At 50.3% G+C, this 15,132-nt stretch carries 21 protein-coding genes and 1 CRISPR repeat array; of the genes, 14 read left to right on the forward strand and 7 right to left on the reverse strand.

Features of this window, described 5'->3' with window-relative positions; translation table 11 throughout:
- From CHM34_RS08845 to CHM34_RS08885, 9 genes are all read left to right on the forward strand, one after another.
- The coding region (locus CHM34_RS08845) for a phage distal tail protein (protein ID WP_141201668.1) at nucleotides 1–437 on the forward strand (437 nt) is incomplete at its 5' end.
- The gene (locus tag CHM34_RS08850) at nucleotides 434–2,908 is read left to right on the forward strand and encodes a phage tail protein (RefSeq protein WP_094264254.1); all 2,475 of its coding nucleotides are present in this window, start codon (nucleotides 434–436) and stop codon (nucleotides 2,906–2,908) included. The genes CHM34_RS08845 and CHM34_RS08850, both read left to right, overlap by 4 nt.
- The gene (locus CHM34_RS08855) at nucleotides 2,909–3,247 is read left to right on the forward strand and encodes a hypothetical protein (protein WP_094264255.1); all 339 of its coding nucleotides are present in this window, start codon (nucleotides 2,909–2,911) and stop codon (nucleotides 3,245–3,247) included.
- Between the two features lie 22 nt (nucleotides 3,248–3,269).
- Nucleotides 3,270–3,566 (forward strand): hypothetical protein, encoded by a 297-nt coding sequence (locus CHM34_RS08860; protein WP_094264256.1) that lies wholly within the window; start codon nucleotides 3,270–3,272, stop codon nucleotides 3,564–3,566.
- A 4-nt stretch (nucleotides 3,567–3,570) separates the two neighbouring features.
- Nucleotides 3,571–3,810 carry a hypothetical protein gene (locus CHM34_RS08865; protein WP_094264257.1) on the forward strand — a complete coding sequence of 80 codons (240 nt, stop codon included), beginning with the start codon at nucleotides 3,571–3,573 and terminating at the stop codon, nucleotides 3,808–3,810.
- Complete coding sequence (locus tag CHM34_RS08870; RefSeq protein WP_094264258.1) at nucleotides 3,807–3,947, forward strand: N-acetylmuramoyl-L-alanine amidase; 141 nt, start codon at nucleotides 3,807–3,809, stop codon at nucleotides 3,945–3,947. Before CHM34_RS08865 ends, CHM34_RS08870 begins: the two co-directional genes overlap by 4 nt.
- Nucleotides 3,937–4,350: a hypothetical protein gene (locus tag CHM34_RS08875; protein WP_094264259.1), complete on the forward strand. Its 414-nt coding sequence runs from the start codon at nucleotides 3,937–3,939 to the stop codon at nucleotides 4,348–4,350. Before CHM34_RS08870 ends, CHM34_RS08875 begins: the two co-directional genes overlap by 11 nt.
- Nucleotides 4,351–4,463: 113 nt before the next feature.
- Entirely contained in the window at nucleotides 4,464–4,652 is a 189-nt protein-coding gene (locus tag CHM34_RS08880; RefSeq protein ID WP_094264260.1) for a hypothetical protein, read from the forward strand.
- A 1-nt stretch (nucleotide 4,653) separates the two neighbouring features.
- Nucleotides 4,654–5,355 carry an N-acetylmuramoyl-L-alanine amidase gene (locus CHM34_RS08885; protein ID WP_169713660.1) on the forward strand — a complete coding sequence of 234 codons (702 nt, stop codon included), beginning with the start codon at nucleotides 4,654–4,656 and terminating at the stop codon, nucleotides 5,353–5,355.
- Between the two features lie 124 nt (nucleotides 5,356–5,479).
- Nucleotides 5,480–5,843: a CRISPR direct-repeat array (repeat unit 31 nt; unit sequence AGTTTCAATCCCTCATAGGTAGATCATAAAC).
- A 352-nt stretch (nucleotides 5,844–6,195) separates the two neighbouring features.
- Here CHM34_RS08885 and CHM34_RS19285 read toward each other — a convergent pair.
- The 5 genes from CHM34_RS19285 to CHM34_RS08905 all read right to left on the reverse strand — a co-directional run bounded on the left by CHM34_RS19285 (nucleotide 6,196) and on the right by CHM34_RS08905 (nucleotide 8,935).
- The gene (locus tag CHM34_RS19285) at nucleotides 6,196–6,342 is read right to left on the reverse strand and encodes a hypothetical protein (RefSeq protein ID WP_169713661.1); all 147 of its coding nucleotides are present in this window, start codon (nucleotides 6,340–6,342) and stop codon (nucleotides 6,196–6,198) included.
- 76 nt (nucleotides 6,343–6,418) lie between these two features.
- Nucleotides 6,419–7,723, reverse strand: coding sequence for a glycosyltransferase family 2 protein (locus CHM34_RS08890; protein WP_094264262.1), 1,305 nt, complete (start codon nucleotides 7,721–7,723; stop codon nucleotides 6,419–6,421).
- Between the two features lie 54 nt (nucleotides 7,724–7,777).
- Nucleotides 7,778–7,972, reverse strand: coding sequence for a hypothetical protein (locus tag CHM34_RS08895; RefSeq protein ID WP_094264263.1), 195 nt, complete (start codon nucleotides 7,970–7,972; stop codon nucleotides 7,778–7,780).
- A 77-nt stretch (nucleotides 7,973–8,049) separates the two neighbouring features.
- Complete coding sequence (locus tag CHM34_RS08900; RefSeq protein ID WP_094264264.1) at nucleotides 8,050–8,490, reverse strand: DUF3862 domain-containing protein; 441 nt, start codon at nucleotides 8,488–8,490, stop codon at nucleotides 8,050–8,052.
- Between the two features lie 178 nt (nucleotides 8,491–8,668).
- Entirely contained in the window at nucleotides 8,669–8,935 is a 267-nt protein-coding gene (locus CHM34_RS08905) for a helix-turn-helix domain-containing protein (protein WP_094264265.1), read from the reverse strand.
- 155 nt (nucleotides 8,936–9,090) lie between these two features.
- Between CHM34_RS08905 and CHM34_RS08910 the strand changes: the two genes are divergently transcribed.
- Nucleotides 9,091–9,324: a sigma-70 family RNA polymerase sigma factor gene (locus CHM34_RS08910; RefSeq protein WP_240511947.1), complete on the forward strand. Its 234-nt coding sequence runs from the start codon at nucleotides 9,091–9,093 to the stop codon at nucleotides 9,322–9,324.
- A gap of 145 nt (nucleotides 9,325–9,469) precedes the next feature.
- On the opposite strand, the gene CHM34_RS08915 is transcribed toward CHM34_RS08910, so the two are convergent.
- Both CHM34_RS08915 and CHM34_RS08920 read right to left on the reverse strand, forming a co-directional pair.
- A complete protein-coding gene (locus CHM34_RS08915) occupies nucleotides 9,470–10,144 on the reverse strand; it encodes a DUF421 domain-containing protein (protein ID WP_206093778.1) in 675 nt (224 codons plus the stop codon).
- A gap of 337 nt (nucleotides 10,145–10,481) precedes the next feature.
- The gene (locus tag CHM34_RS08920; RefSeq protein ID WP_094264267.1) at nucleotides 10,482–10,772 is read right to left on the reverse strand and encodes an isoaspartyl peptidase/L-asparaginase; all 291 of its coding nucleotides are present in this window, start codon (nucleotides 10,770–10,772) and stop codon (nucleotides 10,482–10,484) included.
- A 110-nt stretch (nucleotides 10,773–10,882) separates the two neighbouring features.
- On the opposite strand from CHM34_RS08920, the gene CHM34_RS08925 reads away from it, so the two are divergent.
- The 4 genes from CHM34_RS08925 to CHM34_RS08940 all read left to right on the forward strand — a co-directional run bounded on the left by CHM34_RS08925 (nucleotide 10,883) and on the right by CHM34_RS08940 (nucleotide 14,966).
- A complete protein-coding gene (locus tag CHM34_RS08925) occupies nucleotides 10,883–12,106 on the forward strand; it encodes an acyl-CoA dehydrogenase family protein (protein WP_094264268.1) in 1,224 nt (407 codons plus the stop codon).
- A gap of 69 nt (nucleotides 12,107–12,175) precedes the next feature.
- Nucleotides 12,176–12,916 carry a 2-phosphosulfolactate phosphatase gene (locus CHM34_RS08930; protein ID WP_141201669.1) on the forward strand — a complete coding sequence of 247 codons (741 nt, stop codon included), beginning with the start codon at nucleotides 12,176–12,178 and terminating at the stop codon, nucleotides 12,914–12,916.
- Between the two features lie 51 nt (nucleotides 12,917–12,967).
- Complete coding sequence (locus CHM34_RS08935) at nucleotides 12,968–14,050, forward strand: phosphotransferase family protein (protein WP_094264270.1); 1,083 nt, start codon at nucleotides 12,968–12,970, stop codon at nucleotides 14,048–14,050.
- 139 nt (nucleotides 14,051–14,189) lie between these two features.
- The gene (locus CHM34_RS08940) at nucleotides 14,190–14,966 is read left to right on the forward strand and encodes an SDR family oxidoreductase (protein WP_094264271.1); all 777 of its coding nucleotides are present in this window, start codon (nucleotides 14,190–14,192) and stop codon (nucleotides 14,964–14,966) included.
- Nucleotides 14,967–15,132 lie beyond the last annotated feature (166 nt).

Here is a 15,132-nt window from a genome sequence, read left to right on the forward strand (position 1 = left end):
AAGTCGGTACGGATATGACCGGGAAGGCCGTTTACACGCGGCAGGTGTTGAAAACCAGCGATCCCGAAACAACACCGACCCTTCACCGTCAGCTATGGACAGTGGAGCCGGATAGCGACGATGCCGTAGACTATGCCGGAACCTATCGTGCCTATCCGGTTATGACGGTAGAGTTCAAGGATTACACCGACCACTTCGAGATATCTGACCCGAATACGGGGAACCGGGTGTACGTGGTTTATGATTTTAAGCCGGGGGACGAATTGGAGATCGATAATCGAAAAGGATCTGTTTATATTAACGGAGTGTTGGCGCTGGATCGAGTCCCACTGGGTGCGGAGCAATGGATTTACTTCCAGAAAGGAGAGAATCCGCTTAATATTGATCCGCTAGGTTCGGCGGAAGTGACCGGAAGGTGGAGGGAGGTGTTTAAATGAATACCACACCAGACATTCATATTTTTGCCTATGGTAGCCCAGAGAATCCGAGGGAGCATCGAGTCGCTACCTTGAGCAATACGCTACCAGGAGCTTGCAAGATCCAAGAGATGAACCTGAAACAACAGATCAATGGGGGCGAAACTCTGACCTTCTCCGTACCCGCTAATCATGAAGAAGCGGGTTTTGTTATGCGTGGGTATTGGGCGGTTTTCAGGGACATGGATGGGACGTACCGTGCCTTTGTTATCCAAGAGGAGACTGAGCGACACGGTCAGGGCGAGATGATTCGTGAGGTCTACTGTGAGGAGTTGGCAGTGGTGGAACTGAATGACGAGGTGGTCACAGATATTCGACCACAAAACACCAACGCCCGCGATGCACTGAACCGACTCTTAGAGGGGTCTCTGTGGCAATCGGGCACCGTGGATGACCTGGGCACGGGTAGCACAAATTTCTATTATGAGAGCCGGATGTCGGGAATCAAGAAGATCATCAAGGAATGGGGTGGAGAAATCCGTTTCCGGGTGACAATCGGAGCCGACAATACCATTACCGGGAGATACGTGGATATTCTGGTGGAGCGGGGGAGACGGACCGGGAAACGGTTTGAGTACACGAAGGATCTCACCAGCGTCGAACGGATTACCGACATGAAGCCGATTAAAACCGCCCTATATGGTCGTGGAAAGGGAGAAGAAACCGACTCCGAGGGATATGGTCGGCGACTGACCTTCGCGGATGTCGAATGGAAAAAGGAAAACGGAGATCCCGTTGACAAGCCCATTGGTCAGGAATGGGTGGGAGATCCCGATGCACTGGCTACCTGGGGGCACGTCAACCCAGACGGGACCCGACGACATCGGTTTGGAGTGTACGTTAACGAGCAACAGGAGGATGCGGAGGCGCTTCTGCGGGAGACGTGGGAAGAAGTAAAACGCCAACGGCAACCAGAGATTACTTATAAAATGGATGTCCTTGATTTGGAACAGGTGAACGCCGGAGAATACCGCCACGAGGCGGTCCGTCTAGGTGATACCGTGGCCGTCATAGATCGCAATTTTGACTGGGATGTAGAGATCGAGGCACGGGTTTTGGAGATCGACCGTGACTTTATTTCACCGGAAAACACGAAAATCACCCTAGGGAACATCTTGCAGGATATCACCGGAGCGGTTCGAGAGATTCAGGATCGGGTGGAAGAGAAGATTGGGCGGGACGATCCGATTGGATGGTTGCGAGGAATTATTGATGCCGCCCGCTCGGAGTTCCATTCGCAAAACGGGTACGTTTATATTACGGACGAGGACGGGATTCTAATCACTAACCGTCCAAAGGATAACATCGACAACCCACCAGATAAAGCAATGCAGCTAAAACACGGAGGCCTTGGCATCGCCGGAAGTCGGAACCCAGACGGAACCTTCAATTGGGAAACCTTCGTCTTGGGTGACCAAGTGATTGCCGACCGGATCAACAGCGGGCGGATTAGGACCGATGACGTGACCGTAGGTGATGATGCGGGGCAAGTTCGTATCAGTGGTGGCAATGTCACCATCAAGGGCGGTGGCTTAGAGGTTTATAGCACGCCTGACGCCTCTGACGCTGGCGTAATGATCCGAGGAAACAAGATCACTACAAACTTTATCAAAAACGGGGACTTTGATACTCGGCCATCGGGAGATGAAAAAGAAGATTGGAGATTCATGGGTGGCGCCCACTACAATTCATCCGAGGGCCGAATTGACATAGATGTTTCTAGTGACATGGGGCCACAGCATGGCGTAGTGCAGGAATTTCTGGTATTTAACGAACGGGCCACTTTCCAGGCTTTATTCCGCTGTAACATCACGCGTGGCTCGGCGACCAATCGGGTCCGGTTTTACTGGTTTTTCTACGACAGCGAGACAGGTGGACGGTTTGATGAGTTGGAATATGAGGAAGAGCTAGCATCCTATCAGGATTGGCACCTATTAACCCGGACCATCGATTTCCCACCTGGGACGGTAAGAGTTCGGGTCTACGTACAATCGTGGACAGATGGCCAAACCATGGATGATGGTTTTGAGATCCACTGGGTGCGTGGATACTACGATGAGCTAGTGAGACAGGATCAGCTCCAAGAATACCCGAAGGATCTGCACAGCGTTCAAGCCGCACCGGAGATCCAACAGTTTCATATCTCGATCAGCGTGACTCAGGATTTAGATACAGGGACGCATAGCGCGGGCACTATGTATTTCCCGCGAACATTTAGCAATCCTGGCTCATTAGGAAACATAGCCGTCGTCCTGACCGGAGTCGATGGATATTCAGCTTATATCAACTATGGAGCCTATAATATCTCCCGTTCAGGGTTTGAGCTACGCATAAAACCACGAGGATCAGACATATCAGCAGGGCAGGAGTTAAACCTAAACGGGATCGCATATCGAGTCGGATACCTTGGATCGACTGGAGGGAGTATTTAGATGAAGGTTAGAGAATCGAAAATCATAGGTAAGCCTGGTGAGATGAGCGGGCTGGATGTCTCTTTTGACCCCGCCGAATTGACCGTCGAGGTTTCCGGTGGGGTTTTTGGTGGCGTCCACTATGACCCCGCTGTTTTTCAAGCGGAGCAAACGGACAGCCGGACGAGCATTTTCGTGCGGCTGTTAAGAAACGGAGAGGTCTATTTTAAGCAGGTCAAGCAGGGTGAGTTCGACGATGGAGCAACAGACATTCTCCACAACCTGGCGGAGCTTCGCTTTCATTCCGGTGTAGGGCAGGAGGATGATCGTGATTTTATTCACATTGGTCGTGTAATATGAACCCCGAAAAGGAGGTGAAGAATTGGCGGATCAAAACGGGGTTTTTATCCATCAAAGAGAGATGTTCGACTTGATCCAAGACATGGCAAAGGGGCAACAGCGAATAGAAGCCCGCCTCGACAGTATGGAAACCAATTTCAAGTCATTGGGAAAAGCCGATGAACGGAGTCGGGAGGCTCTCGATCTGGCCGAGGATGTGGAGAAGGATAACGAACGGTTAAAAAGTCGCGTAAAAAATCTAGAGGATCGTCAGTGGTGGTTGTGGGGCGCTATCGCCCTATTAGGATTAAAAACTCTCGTTAAAGTCATTGGAGGTTGATCGAATGATTGGTATCGACGATGCGGCCCTGGTCGCCGTTATTACCGGTCTGGTGGAGCTGATTAAAGGTGTAGGGTTTCCAAAGCGTTTCGCCCCTCTGTTGGCCCTTCTATTCGGGCTCGCAGCGGGGTATTTTTATGTCTCCCCTGATACCCAAGGGATTTTACAGGGGATTGTGATGGGTTTGGCATCGGTTGGCTTGTACAGTGGCCCGAAAAACCTGACACGGAGGGATGATAAATGAGCCTTTATATTTGGTTGGATGCCGGACATGGCGGCCACGATCCGGGGGCCGCCAACAGTGACACCGGTTTGCAGGAAAAAGACGTGGTTTTGAAGCTGTGCAAATACCTAAAGGAGGCGTTTTATCTTGCTAATTAAGGCAATAGCTACCGAAGAGATACCCAAGAATAGGATGATTTGGCTTGGCGGCGGAACGCCAGGAGAGGAAGGATATGCCAAAAACATTCATATAAAGCGCGCAAAGCCGGGTGGTGTGCCGGATTTCGTTTCTACGAGGCGAATCGCTCCGGGTGAGGAAATATTGGTTGAAATCAATGATGATGATATTTGGAAGGTGGAGGCCGCCGATGAGGTTTATGCCGGTACAGTGGTGACAACAGCTGAAGACGGGAAAGTAAAATTCTTTCAAATCGGAGACGATTGGGATGTTGGAGTTTCCTTGAATTATGCTCTCCCCGGTGAGACGGTTTATGTTTACCGCCGCAAACACGGCGTTAATCCCTCGTGGGTGAATAAAGTTGACGACGCCATCTCTGGGTAGTTTATCCATTTTCATTTTGAAAGGGCGTGAATGAGTGGAAACTAAAGACTTCATGGGTTTGGCATCGGTTGGCTTGTACAGTGGCCCGAAAAACCTGACACGGGGGAAGAAAAATGGCCAAGTATAGAAAAAAACCGGTTATCGTTGAGGCCTACCAAACGGATAAGGTTATGTATATCAACACTCTTGAGGGCGTCCACCGTGCAGACCCTGGTGATTGGATTATCACCGGGGTGGAGGGAGAGCGGTATCCCTGCAAGCCGAAGGTTTTTGAAAAAACGTATGAAAGGGTGGAGGAGTAATATGAGCATTCAAGTGGTCGATCCGGGGCACGGGGGATATGATCCGGGCTGTTCCGGAAACGGACTGGAGGAGAAGGATCTGACGTTGGATATTTCCCGTCGGGTGTGCCAGCATCTAGAGGCAAAATACAAGACAGATGCCAAGATGACTCGGCTGAGCGACAAGTACATTTCCCTCCAGGGTCGGTGTGACTTCGCGAACCGGTTGAAGGCCGGTTCTTTTTTGTCGGTCCACATCAACGCTGGCGGTGGAACCGGGTTTGAGTCGTATGTAGTTCCGAACGCTCATCCTGACAGTGCCGGGTTGCTACAAAAAAACGTACACAAACACATGGGCCCGATCCTGAAAAAGTACGATCATAGAGATCGGGGCAAGAAAAAGGCAAACTTCCATGTCATCCGGGTTTCCCGGATGAAGGCCTGCCTGGTGGAGATCGGTTTCATTGACACAGACAAGGATGCCAAGTTGCTGAAGTCGGATGCCTTCCTTGACGATGTGGCGGAAGCTCTGGCGGATGCGATTGCGGACACGGAGGGGCTGGAGAAAAAAGTGACGGAACCAAAGCCGGAGCCCGATCCAGATCCGGAAGATACTTTTTTTCGGGTAGTTGCCGGTTCGTTCCAGAAAAAAGATAATGCTGAACAGCGGGTAAAGGAATTAGAGGAAAAAGGGTTCGATGCTTTCATTGATGCCAAACACTGAGATATGACAAACCCCGGGCGGGGTAACCCCTGCCCAGGGTTTTTGTTTTTTGAATCCAAGGTTCATTCCTCATAGATAGATTGGAAGTGAATGTAAGAAAGAGGGTATCAGCCGGAATGAGTTGTGTTTCAATCCCTCATAGGTAGGTCATAAACCAGGTGGGCGACACCGAAACCGCCCAAGTGGGTGAGTTTCAATCCCTCATAGGTAGATCATAAACGGTTCTCACCACGGGTCAGAACCGGATTCGCAGAGGAAGTTTCAATCCCTCATAGGTAGATCATAAACCATGGAGGGTTCAAGGGAAATTTGTCGAACTCTCCAGTTTCAATCCCTCATAGGTAGATCATAAACGTCCGCTGTTACCGCGCCTACCGCGTCCGACCAGACTGGTTTCAATCCCTCATAGGTAGATCATAAACGAACAGCACTTGAAAAACTGAAGAAATGGGGGTTTCGTTTCAATCCCTCATAGGTAGATCATAAACCCCAAAAAGGCCCATAACAGAGCCATTTCTTTTCTACCCATAGGGTACACAAAAATCGGTTTTTTCTCAACTCATTTTCCCGCTTTTCCTTTTGGAACAAGGGTTTTGGCGGATTTCTAAATGTCGTCGATCCCCGGGGATTTTGACCCTACTGGACATCGACGACCATTTCGGTATACGAAGTAATATTGTGAAGTCACACGTTGTTTGTTGAATATACTCACATGAATCGTATATAATAAAGGGCAAGAGAGAACAGTCAGGGTTGCCCCACCGTGGGCCTGTAGCCGCTATCGAATGGCAGTTCGTTAGCGGCTTTTAACTTAACTGAGCCCAATCCAGAGGGTCAACGCTACTTCTTCCGGTGGCGATCCTGCCAGTCCAGGAAGAAGCGAGCAACGGCCACAAGTGCGACAATTAAAGCCGCAATAGCTTGAAGCCATTCCATACGCCTCACCCCCTTTACCGTAAACTCGGCCCGGGAGGTGAGGCTTTTCATTCTCTTTTACCCTACAATGATTCTACCATTTAAGAATAGAACGAATAGAAAAAAGCCGGCGGTTGACCGGCTTTTATTATGCGATATATTCCTGTGCAGGTCCTGTATGGTCTTCATCATACCGGGCCAGGCGGGTTCGGGAACCGCTGTCCTTCAGGATGATCCATAGACCCGCCAAAGTTCCCCAGAAACGGACCAGGGCAAGAAATGGTTGATAGACGAGGGAAAACAGCGGGAGCAGATACCAATAGTTGACCCCTTGCCTGGAGTAGGCGACCAGGGAAACGATCGCCATGATCATACCTGTCACGATAACATGGACGGCTGATAATAAACCAAAGGACCATATCATTTCTTCTATTGAATCCCCCGAGATAAGAAAAGCACCCACCGCCTTTACGGCAATTCCGACAAAAGCCTGGTAAGTCTGGACAACTTTCAGCGGTAGCCCGATAAGTCCAACAAGCCCGCGTCGTCCGAAACGTTGGTCTCCAATCTGTTTCCGATGAACGAACAAACAGATAATTCCGTAAAGCATCCAGATATACCGTTGTTTGGCCAGAACCTTGGTTTTTCGAGGGGCATCGGTGAAGCTGATTGCCCGCTGATTGACAGCCACGCGTCCCATCTTATGCATTTTTAGTGTAATCTCCATATCTTCACTGATATTCGGGTTCGTATGGTATCCGCCGACGGCTTTTAATGCATCCAATTGGAAAGCCGACATCGCCCCGGAGCAACACAGAACGCTGTCATAAACCACTTGGCTCCGACGGTCCAGTTCCATCGCGAAAAAGTATTCGATCGCCTGAAGCCGTTCCAGTGTTGTGGTAGGATTCGTGATCCGAACATTGCAGCAGGTTGCCACGGCCTTACCTTGTACGATCGGTGTAACGGCTTCCTCCAAGGCGGTGGGTGTTCCGAGTTGGGTGTCTGCGTCCAGGCGGACCACTATCGGTTTTTTTGCAAGAGAGATTCCATGGTTCATTGCTTCACTGACGGCACAATGACCACGCCGTGTGAGGATTGACGCCGCTCGTACTTCCGGGTATTTCTTTTCTAGATGCCGTAGCACGTCCATCGTGTTGTCGGTACTGTTGTTTTCGACAACGATGATTTCGAGAGGATAGGAAATAGATTGATTCAATATAGACTGAACAGCTTCCTCAATCGTTTCCTCTTCGTTATGACAGGGGAGAATCACCGAAACTCCCGCGTCAACGATCGGTATGTACCGTTTCTTCTTCCGTTGTTCGGCCAGGCCGCTGGTCAGAACGGATAACGGCCGGAATACGAACCAAAAGAGGGAGAATGCCACAAAAAATAATAAAGACGCCGTTTCTAAGGTAGACCAAACCAATTGCCATCCGTGTTCTTTCATGTCTCATCTCCTCATTTGTATAAAATAATATCCTAAGATCAATATAATCCTACTTTAGTTATTCGTATGAATATTGGAATTTGCGTCCACTTTGCCCCAGACTTCCCAAGTATTTTTTCTAGGTATTATCCGGGTGACACGATACCTATGGTGGTATTTTCCTGCTTGGAGATCAGGAGATACTTGAGATTGCAATATAAGTTTTTCTCCCTGCATACGCCAAAACATCCGTTGCATCTTTTTAAACATTCTTATCCCCCTTTACCTACCTCATCCAAAAGAAGTTCCCTGCCCCCACCAATCGGGACAAGGGGCAGGGTGGTTATTCATTCCAGTCCTGCCTGTGCTTTGCTCTGAACTTCGTCGTTTTGAAAAGTTACATTCATGTTTGCACCGAATCCGCTGTCGCCTTCCCACTGGTACATTTCAGTTTTATACTGGCCTTCCCCCGCCTCTGAGATGAGTTCGCCTTCTTTGCCCAAGATCTCCACGACTTCATCATAAGTCATTCCATTTTCGATTTTCTGGAAGTTGTCCAGGGTTACTCCGGAATCTTTCTTTTCTTCCTCTTCTTCAGCGCTGGTTTCTTCTTCACTGTCATTTTCATCTTGCTCAGGTGTTTCTGCTACATCTGGATCGGTTTGTTCTGTTTCCTCGGGTGGTATTTCTTCTGCTTCATCGCTATCTCCTCCGATAACAGCAACACAAGCCCCGAGTAGCACAAAAGCCGCAAAAATTGATCCGCAACCTACGAGAAATTTTTTCATAATAAAATACCTCCTAAGTGCTTCATGTTCAAAGTGGATAAGATTCCAAGTACAAATCCAATCATTCCATTTTTTTTGAGCCTTCTCCTCATGGCGGAGTTGATGGACGTAAGAAGGTGGATTACCTCAGCGAACCCGTCAGCTCCTTTTTTAAGGCGATGTTTCCCATGCTTATTGTTTACTTCCTCCCCTTATATTGGATGATTTCTTCGATATCTTCTTCGCGTACTCGCCAGAGGCTTGATACTTTGACCCCACTCATTTTTCCTTGTCGCAGCCAATTGCGAATGGTAACAGGAGAGACAGACAACCTTTCGGCTGCCTCTTCAGGGGTGATCAGCTTATCTTCTTTTGTGGGCTTCACCTCACTTATCACTCCTTCCGTGTCTTTAACCGCTCCGCTACGATCAGACTGTACAAAAATTCCCTTTCGTCTGTCAAACATACCTAAACCCACCTTTTCTTATCTGATCTGTTTTGAAACTGCCTAAGCCTACCTATTTGATGCAAAAAAATATCTGTATTTCTTAATACAGATAAGGTATTGATGTAAACGAAATCACTTTGATCGATGTGTTGGGAACCGATCGGGATGAAATCGTGGATTTGGTCCAAATGAAGATTGAGAAGCGTAAAATCTATAATCACTTGCACATTTTGGATAAGCGGGAACAACAAGTAGTGAAAAGCCGGTTCGGTCTGTCCGGTGGAAAAGAGAAAACGCAGAGGGAAATCGCTAAAGAATTGGGTATCTCTCGCTCTTATGTCTCACGGATTGAAAAAAGAGCCCTAATCAAGCTGTTTCATGAGTTTTATCGTGTGGGAACACAATAAAAAATTTGCATCCACAAAACCAGCCCTTTGTAGGCTGGTTTTGTCATGCGGCTATATGTGTTTGAATGGAATCAGCTGTTTAAGTAATCGGGGAGGAGGGGCAAGCCCTTAACCAAGGGAAGGGGTTCACAGCGGGCTTTTCCTGTTAGTCATCCGGTTGAACGACATGCAATCCTTCACCTTCCTTCCACTCGGCAAAAAACACGTCTTCGGGTTTTTGAATCCCCTGGGTTTGGAGTTGCGATTGCAACTGTTGTTCTGTCCATCCCATCGCTTGTAGGTTATCCGATAAAATCTTGCCGTCGATTATGAGTGTGACCGGCAGGTGTACAGGTTGTAGAGGGAGATTCATATCCCCGCGGGTAGGAGTGGAGTCATTCCAATTTTTTAGCACCGTTAATTGTCCATCCGTTTCCAGAATGGCAAAGGCGACTTCCCGTACGGAAAAGACATCCTGATGCCGGAGTAAGTTTTGTAGTTGGTTTAGATCAATATTGTTCTTTCTGAGTTCTTTTCGGGATACAACCCCGTTTCGGATGACGATGGAGGGTTCTCCCTCCAATAATTCCCTCATTTTCGGGTATTTTTGAGTCACTTTTACCACGAGATAGATCATGAGTCCCCATAATGATATAGCGTAAATAATAAATAAAAGACCCACTTCCGGATCATAAACAGCATTACCTAACAGTTCTCCCAACACGATCGAGGAGACGAAATAGAAGGGGGTAAGTTGGGAAATCTGAACCTTGCCCAGCATTTTGGTCACGCAAAAAAGGGAGATGAACCCGGCAATTAGTTCGATCGTCAAATGTACCATAACCAACCCCCTTATGGTTTCTTAATAACTCTTACCTAGTGTTTTACAAAAGAAGTTGATTCATACCATGGATGGGGTTTGAGATCGTCCATGACCTTTGTCCTACTTTTAGGAATCATTAAAACGACTTCAATGGTAGGAGGATAGTGTCTGTGAACCTTTATATTTTATGACAAAACCAGCCTACCAAAGGGCTGGTTTTGTCATAAAGCCCTGGTCGGACTCTATAGAAGTCAGTCTGTGTGTATCCATATGGTCTATCTCACTTTGACTAAAAAAAATTGATTTTGAATTTTCCCTTATCGGGAATCGCTTTTGTCCCTCGGAGAAAGAATGATTACCATTTTTCCTTGTTCGTAACGTATCCGTAGAACATGCCTTTACTCGAGTGAGGAAAGGCGAAACGGCCTTTCCGGTCGATGACAATGACTCCCCCGGTGCCGCCCAGTGCCCGCAATTTGTTCTTTACGACTTGACTAGCAGCCTGTTCAACGGATGGGTTTTTGTATCGGACCAGGGCTGAGATATCCACAGCCGCCGTCCTCCGGATGAACACTTCCCCTTTGCTCTTCATTTTAGCAAAGGCGGTTTGAATAGTCAGATATGTCGTGATAAAATAAACAAACATACTAACCGGTTAGTATGAAAACACTCTGGGCTTGTTACGGGTGTGTGTGGGCTGCCGGAGGATCAGCGGTGGAACCGGCTGCAATGACCCGGTTATAAAGGGGGATTTTTATTATTTTTCATTACTCCGAAAGATCAAAAGATCTTCAAGAGAAGTTGCAGTCGTTTATGGAAGAGACGGTTTATCCCAATGAGAGCGTTTATGTGCAGCAATTGCGGGAGGGGACGGACCGGTGGTCGATTCCCGCCGTGATAGAGGAAATGAAGGCGAAAGCGAAGGAGGCGGGGCTTTGGAACTTGTTTTTGCCGGACAGTGAGTGGGGCGGCGGGTTGACCAATCTGGATTACGCCCCTCTCTGCGAAATCATGGGCCGCTCCTCCATCGCTCCCGAGGTGTTTAACTGTGCCGCTCCGGATACGGGGAACATGGAAGTGTTAGAACGGTACGGCACGGACGAACAGAAAGAACAATGGTTGAAACCTCTGCTCGAGGGGAAAATCCGTTCCTGTTTTTCCATGACAGAGCCGGAGGTTGCTTCCTCGGATGCGACCAATATGGAGGCGACCATCACACCTGACGGGGACGAATACATCGTTAACGGCCGCAAGTGGTGGTCTTCCGGCGCAGGGGATCCTCGGTGCAAAGTGGCGATCGTCATGGGAAAAAGCAATCCGGATGCGCCGAAACACGCCCAGCACTCCATGATTCTGGTTCCTCTGGATGCACCGGGAGTTCGTGTGGAACGGATGCTGCCGGTGTTCGGCTATGATGATGCCCCTCACGGCCACGCGGAAATCACGTATGACCGGGTTCGTGTACCGAAGTCCCATATCATCTGGGGGGAGGGAAAAGGTTTCGCCATCGCTCAAGGGCGGCTGGGACCGGGTCGGATTCACCACTGCATGCGTTTGATCGGCGCTGCCGAGCGGGCGTTGGAATTGATGAAAAATCGGGTTCGAAAACGGGTCGCTTTCGGTAAGCCTTTGGCTGATCAGGGAGTGATCCGGGAATGGATCGCCGATTCCCGGATCGAGATCGAGCAAGCCCGTCTGTTGACGCTGAAAGCGGCATCTATGATGGATACGGCAGGGAACAAAGTCGCCAAAAAGGAAATCGCGATGATTAAAGTCGTGGCTCCCAACATGGCCTTATCCGTGATCGATCGGGCGATTCAGGCCTATGGAGGAGGGGGTGTGAGTGAGGATTTTCCGTTAGCCTTTATGTGGGCCCACGCCCGCACTCTTCGCCTCGCTGACGGTCCCGACGAAGTCCATCGCCGGGCGATCGCCAAGCTGGAGTTGTCCGACCCTGTACGGGAGACGTCCACTGGATGAGATGTGTCCCATTTCAACCGAAAGGTTATAAAACCGATCATCCGGCATCGGAGGGGTGAACGGCGGGAGATGAAAAAACTGCGGGTATGGATGCGAAAAGAAGAGATCGATCCGGAAGCGTTGTCCGGAAGCACCGCCGTCGTGATCGATGTGCTGTTGGCCACCACCACACTGCATACCATTGTGGAAGGCGGTGCCCGTCGTGTATTTCCGGCAGGCAGTATGAAAGAGGCTGTGGAATGGCGGGAATCTCTGACCTCGCGCGTGCTGACCGGGGGAGAAAAGGACGGGGGGTTGATCGACGGTTTTGATTGCGGTCCGTTTCCCGATGAATTTGGGTCCGATAAAGTGGATGGGAAGGATGTCGTCTTTTTAACCACCAATGGGACTCGGGCCATTTCCCGAGCCCGTCCGGCATCCCGACTGCTCATCGCCTGTCTGCGGAATGCGCCGTCAGTGGCTCGTTATCTTCAGGAAGAATCCGACGACATTTATCTGATCTGTTCCGGCTCGAAGGGATACATTTCCCTGGAAGACACCTGGTGTGCCGCCGTGATTCTGTCCCGGATGGATATACAGGGGTGGAAGCTGGATGATGCGGCTTGGTTGGTTCGGGAGTTCGGCCGGACACAGAAGCGAAAGACGGAGGATATTCTCAAACAGGCTCGGGTGGGCCGTTGGTTTGTACAAAATGAAAGAGCCGATCTCCTTCGCTATGTCGGAGATATCGGTGCCAGCGACATGCTGGTTGAAGTGAGAGACGGGAGGTTACAACCCCTTCATTCCCGTTCCGTCCATGGTCCCGACTGATCCGTGAGCAGGACTGCCATCGATCCTAATCTGTTGTGAGGTGAAACAGCCATGTCCGAGCAAAAGGGAGCCGAAACGATCCCTGTCCGTCCCGGGGAAGATTTTGATCGAGAGCGGTTGCTCCGCTATCTGCGGGAACACCTGGAAGATGTGCCGGAGGGGTCTATGGAGGTGCGGCAATTTCCTTCCGGGGCTTCCAACCTGACGTATCTCATCAGAATCGGGGGCTGGGAAGCGGTATTGCGGCGCCCGCCTTTGGGTCCTCTCCCCCCTAAAGCTCACGATATGGAGCGGGAGGCGACTTTGTTGAAAAAACTGCATCCCGTCTATCCCCTAGCCCCGAAACCCTATCTTCTTTGTACGGATCCCGGAGTATTGGGTACGGTCTTTTATGTGATGGAACGGAGAAAAGGAGTGGTTTTGGACGGATCCTTTCCGGCGGGTGTCGACGGGACTGAGGAGGTGGGCCGGCAGATATCGGAGACAGCGGTGAAGACTTTGGTTCGATTACACACCATTGACTGGAGGGAAGCGGGGCTGGAATCATTCGGCCGCCCGGAGGGTTTTCTGGAGCGGCAGGTGGGGGGATGGATCCGTCGATATAACAAGGCGAAAACCGATGACATTCCCGAAGTGGAGCCTTTGACTCGCTGGTTGACCGACAACATCCCGCAAAGCCCGCCGGCAACGATTATTCACAACGATTTTAAGTTGAATAACATGCTGTGGGATCCGCCGGATTGGAGTTCACCGGTTGCTGTCGTGGATTGGGAGATGACGACGATCGGGGATCCCCTCTTCGATTTGGCCGTCTCCCTAAGTTATTGGGTGCGCCCGGATGATCCCGAGGAGTTGCGAAGTCTTTTGCCTACGGTGACTGAGCGGAACGGTTTTATCTCCAGAGATACGTTTTTGGAATATTATGCCGCTCAAAGCGGTCGGGATTTATCTTCGATCCACTTTTACATGACCTTTGCCTATTTCAAATTGGCGGTGATCATCCAGCAAATTTATGCCCGATGGAAAAGAGGGCAAACCCGGGATCCCCGCTTTGCCTCTTTCGGAGAACGGGTGAGGGGGCTCATCCGTTATACCACTGAGCTGGCTCGGACGGGACGGGTTTCGTTTTCCTAGTGCCCCTTCAGACAGTTCGTTCTGCTTGATCCTCTTCTGGAATGGGTTGGGACGGTAGGCCGTCTCCGATCTTTTGCAAAAAACGCAAAGGATCTACGCTGGCCTACTACCCTAGAGCGAATCGGAAAGGATGATTTCATTGAACACTCAGGATTTGTTTCGCCTGGATGGAAAGACAGCGATTGTTACCGGAGGGGGGAGAGGGCTGGGCCAATACATGGCGGAAGCCCTGGCGGAGTCCGGGGCGAGGGTTGTCCTGTGCTCCCGGAAATTAGAGGCCTGTGAGCAGGTAAAAGAAGAGATTGTGTCCAAGGGAGGAGAAGCTCTCGCCATCGCCTGCGATGTGACACAACCTGAAGAGGTGGAGCGGGTGGTGGCGGAGACGGAGGACACCTTCGGCCCTCTGGATATCGTCGTCAACAACAGCGGGACGACCTGGGGAGCCCCGCCGGAAAAGATGCCGATCGACAAGTTTGAACAGGTGATGGATGTCAATGTAAAAGGAGTTTTTTTGATGTCCCAGGCGGCAGGGAAACGGATGATCGCCCGGGGAAAAGGTGGGCGGATCATCAATATCGCCTCCGTGGCCGGGCTGAGCGGGGGTCATCCCGAATATATACAGACGGTCGGCTACAATTCCAGCAAGGGGGCGGTGATCACCATGACCAAGGATCTGGCAACCAGCTGGGCCCAGTACGGGATCCAGGTGAATGCCATCGCTCCCGGATGGTTTCCCAGTAAAATGTCCCGGCCGCTTCTGGAGAAATTTGAAGAAAAGATGCTTTCCCACATTCCGCTGGCCCGGTTTGGACAGCCGGATGATATCAAGGGAATCGCCGTGTTTCTGGCTTCCCCTGCCGCCGCCTACATGACGGGGCAAGTCGTAGTGGCGGATGGCGGGGCGACGGCTTGGTAAAGTTGTACCATGACGGGGAGAAGTGAGGAACGATTATGGACCGGAGCCTTGTGAAAAACCCCTTCTATGCACCCATCGGGCTTAAGTCTCGTCGAAGTCGCTCCGCTCCGGGCCTCGCTATGCGTTTTTTGCAAGAAATTGCAGGGGATTACACCGGCCCGGGCAC

It is taken from the genome of Paludifilum halophilum (genome assembly GCF_002245355.1).
Taxonomy (GTDB): domain Bacteria; phylum Bacillota; class Bacilli; order Thermoactinomycetales; family DSM-45169; genus Paludifilum; species Paludifilum halophilum.